Below are 3,822 nucleotides of genomic sequence, written 5' to 3'. Positions count from 1 at the left end.
GAGTGGGGTTGAAGCAAGCGCTCCGGGGTGCGGCGTCCTCACGCCTCACACCTCACCCCTCACACCTCACGCTTCACCCCTCACGCTTCACCCCTTCCCCCCACGCCCTCGGCTCAGATATAGTTGAACAGGCTCATGCCCTGGACCTTGCCGAACATGGTCTGGGTGGCCTGCAGGGCCACCATGGTCTGGTTGAGTTCGCCGATGGCCTGGGCGTAGTCCAGATCCTCCATGCCGCTGCGCACCTTTTCCAGGGTCAGGGTCATGTCCTCGTGGTTGTTTCTCTGGTTGTCCAGCCGCAGCAGCCGGTTGCCGGTGTCGGCCCGCACCCGGGTGAAGTGGCCGGAAATGGCGTCCAGCCCGTCCAGCACCTCGGTCAGCTCGCTCTGGCCGCTGGGGTTGTTGTTGTCCTGCTGCAGCCAGGCCAGGGCGCGATTGAGGGTGTCGAACACATCGATATGATCCTGGCCGGTGCCGTCGCTCTGGTTCGACGACAGGGTGATCCCGTCCCCGGCCCGGGCCTCGCCGCTCAGCACCAGATCCACCCCGTCCAGGCGGTAGGCCTTGCCCGCCTCGAAGGGCTCGGTCAGGCTGTTGCCGTCGTCGTCGGTAATGGTGATCTCCAGGGTACCGGCGTTGTCGGCAAAGCTCACCTGGTAGGGATGGCGGTCGCCAAAGGCGGCGGCATCGCCGATGCGGGCGCTTTCCACCCGCAGGTTGTGCTCCCGGCTCTGGTCCGTCAGTGCATAGACGGCGGTAAAGTCGCCGCGCGGGTTGGCGGCCTGGCCGAACACCAGCCGGCCGTCGTGGTTGATGGCCACCTTGACGCTGTCGCCCACCGCCATCTGGCGCTGGCCGCCATCGCCGTGGTAGCGCACGCTGCCGTCCGGCTGCAGGGAAAAGGGCGGATTGTCGGTCTGGAAGCCGCCGAAGATATACTGGCCGAACTCGTCCCGGCTGTTGGCCAGATCCACCATTTCGCCGATGCGATGCCGGAGTTCGGTGGCATAGGCGTCCCGCTCCTGCTGGGTAAAGGTGCCATTGTTGGCCTTGAGCAGTATCTCCTTGCTCTGCTGCAGCAGGTTTTCACCCACCGTCAGGGCCGATTCTTCCCGGCGCAGGCGGTTTTCCGCCAGATCGATGTTCTTGCTGTACTGGGCTATCTTCTGCAGCTCCTGCTTGTAGTTGAGGATGCTGTTCATGGCCACGGGGTCTTCCCCCGCGGTTTCCACCCGCACCCCGGAAGACAGCTTGTTCATCTGCTGATGCACGGTCGCCGTCTTGCCGGTGATGTTGTTCAGCTGGGACTGGAAAATATTGAATGTCGAAACCCGCATCATGGCTCCTTAGCGAATCTGCAGCAGGGTGTTCATGGTCTCGGAGGCCACGGTGACCACCCGCGCCGAGGCCATGTAGGACTGCTGAAAGCGCAGCAGGTTGGCGGCTTCCTCGTCCAGGTTCACCCCCACCAGAGACTGCACCCGGTTGAAGGACTGATCATAGGCCGCGCTTGCCGTTTCGGCCTTGAGACGCTGATTGTAGGCCTGGGAGCCCACCCGCACCGTGGTCTGATCCAGGCTCTGGCCCAGGGTGGAGCGGCCGCCATTGAGCCACTGCCGGCTTTTCACCTCGGCAAAGACCAGGGCGTTGGCGTTGTTGCCGGAGCCGGCCGCGTATTCAACCTCAAAGCGATCGAGGGGCGCCCCGGCCTGGCCGGACACGGTGATGTCCAGGCCCGCCACCTGGATGACAGGGTCGTTCGGGTCCAGAACCCCGCCCGCCAGCGGCGTGGACGGATCGCTCTTGCGGAACACCTGGTAATTGCCGGCGGCGTCCAGGGTGACCACCAGGGGATCGGTGCGGGTGGGAAAATCGGCGTCGGCCGGGTCGGTCACCGTCAGCGCCAGCCGGCTATTGCCGGGGTTGTCGCCGTTGGCGGTGGCCATCACCAGGCTGGAGGCGGCAATCTGCTTGCCGTCGCCGATGGCCAGGCCCAGCTCGCTGGTGCCCAGCCGGGTGGGCCGCACCAGCATGCGATCCTCGTTGGCGGGGGTGCCGGTCAGGGTGAGGCTGAAGCCGTCCAGGTTAAGCTTGCCGTCGCCATCCGGCGTGACCGTCTCGCTCTTGCCGGTGGTGAGGTTGGTAAAGAGGTAGTTCCCGCCCTGGTAACGCAGCTCGTACTCGTCGCCGGTCAGGGCGCCGGTGTCGGTGATCGCCACGGCGCCGGCCACGCCGGCGTTGCTGGTGAGAAAGCGGCTGGCCTGGGCCTGGGGGCTGTTGATGTCGTTGAACAGGTTCTGCCCCGGCTGGCCGTTCAGATCCACGCCCTGGGCCTGGATCTGGTTGAACACGTCGGCAACGGCCACCGCCGCCTTGCCCATGTCGCTCAGGGTCTGGGGCAGCACCTGGTCGCGAAAGCGGAACACGGCGCCCAGCTCACCGCCCAAGCTGGCGCCGTCCAGCCGGGTGGCGCTATCGGGGCGGGCGGGGTGCTGCAGGTACAGCTCGGTCTGCGTCGGGTCCGGCGAACCGGCCCGCTCCTGCAGCTGGTAGGCCTGGGGCCCGCTCACCAGGGGCTCGCGCCCGCCCAGCAACACGGTGATCATGCCGGTGTTGGCGTCCTTCACCGTGGTGATCTTCACCTCATCGGACAGCTCCTTGATCAGCTTGTCGCGCTTGTCGAGCAGGTCGTTGGGGGTGCCGTTGATGCCGGCCTGCTGGATTTCCTGGTTGAGTGCTGCTATGGCGCCGGTGGTTTCGTTGATGAACTTGACCCGGGAGCCGATCTCCCGGCTGTTGATGTTCATCTCCTGGGTAAGGCTGTCGTACAGCTGGTTGAACTGGCTGGCCAGATCGCCGGCCTTGGCCAGCATGATCTCCCGGTTGCCGAGATCGCCGGGGTTGTCGACGATGGCGTTGATGGCGGCATAGAGGTCGTCCATGCTGGTGGTGATGCCCTTGTTCAGGTTGCTCAGGCTGCTGTCCAGGTAGGACAGGTGCTGGTGCAGCTGCACCGCTTCCGCCTTTTCGGTGTTGTTGACCAGGAGATCCTTGAAGGCGTACTCGTGGTACAGCCGGGTCACGTCCGACAGCTGGGTGCCGGTGCCCAGGTGCAGCCCGCCCTGCAGCAGGGCGGTGCTGGTGATCTGCTCAACCCGCTGGCGATGGTAGCCTTCGGTATTGACGTTGGCGATGTTGTGCCCCGTGGTGGCCAGCTGTGCCTGGGCCGCCATCAGTCCGCTCACACCGGTTTGATACAGATCGATTGCCATGGGGTGTCCTTATGCTTGCGATACCAGTCGGGTGACGGTATTGAAAATCGATGTCAGTTTGTCGGCATACCCGGGGTCGGTGGCATAGCCCGCCTGCTGCAACGCCCTGAAGTACTGGCGCGGCTCGCCGGTCTGCTCCAGCGCCCGGCCGTAGCGCGGGTTGTCGTGCAGAAAGCGCACATAGTCGTTGAAGCTGTCGTTGAAGGAGGCGTAAGACCTGAAAGGCGCCTGTACCTTCACCGCTATCCCCTGCTCGTATTCCAGGGTGTTGACCCAGGTTTTTTCCGCCTGCCAACTCTTATCGGCCTTGATGCCGAAAAGATTATGGCTGGATTCACCATTTTTTCGGCCGATGATCTTCTTGCCCCAGCCGGTTTCCAGTGCCGCCTGGGCGATCATGGCCTCGGGCGCCAGGCCGAGCTTTTTGCCCGCCTCGGTGGCGGCGGGCAGCAGCCGTTTGACAAAGTCCTCCGGCGAGCGGAAGGGCTGGCTGGCGCTGTGAGTCACGCTGTTCGCGGCCGCGGCCGCCACCTCGGCCGCGGCCCTGAGC

General features: G+C 64.8%; 3 protein-coding genes. All 3 read right to left on the bottom strand.

Features of this window, described 5'->3' with window-relative positions:
• Window positions 1-113 precede the first annotated feature (113 nt).
• The gene (gene flgL / locus CGX12_RS18870; RefSeq protein WP_094041416.1) at window positions 114-1,337 is read right to left on the bottom strand and encodes a flagellar hook-associated protein FlgL; all 1,224 of its coding nucleotides are present in this window, start codon (window positions 1,335-1,337) and stop codon (window positions 114-116) included.
• A 9-nt stretch (window positions 1,338-1,346) separates the two neighbouring features.
• Entirely contained in the window at window positions 1,347-3,272 is a 1,926-nt protein-coding gene (gene flgK / locus CGX12_RS18865; RefSeq protein WP_094041415.1) for a flagellar hook-associated protein FlgK, read from the bottom strand.
• Between the two features lie 9 nt (window positions 3,273-3,281).
• Window positions 3,282-3,822, bottom strand: a 541-nt coding sequence (flgJ, locus tag CGX12_RS18860; RefSeq protein ID WP_142995709.1) for a flagellar assembly peptidoglycan hydrolase FlgJ, incomplete at its 5' end; no start/stop codon positions are given.

The organism is Zobellella denitrificans, assembly GCF_002237365.1.
Lineage (GTDB): Bacteria > Pseudomonadota > Gammaproteobacteria > Enterobacterales > Aeromonadaceae > Oceanimonas > Oceanimonas denitrificans.
Note: the sequence above shows the minus strand (reverse complement) of the source record. Positions and strands in the feature narration are given on the sequence as shown.

Excerpts from the sequence above, each read along its gene's own strand:
- flgL (WP_094041416.1), bottom strand. The coding sequence starts at position 1,337 with ATGCGGGTTTCGACATTCAATATTTTCCAGTCCCAGCTGAACAACATC.
- flgK (WP_094041415.1), bottom strand. The coding sequence starts at position 3,272 with ATGGCAATCGATCTGTATCAAACCGGTGTGAGCGGACTGATGGCGGCC.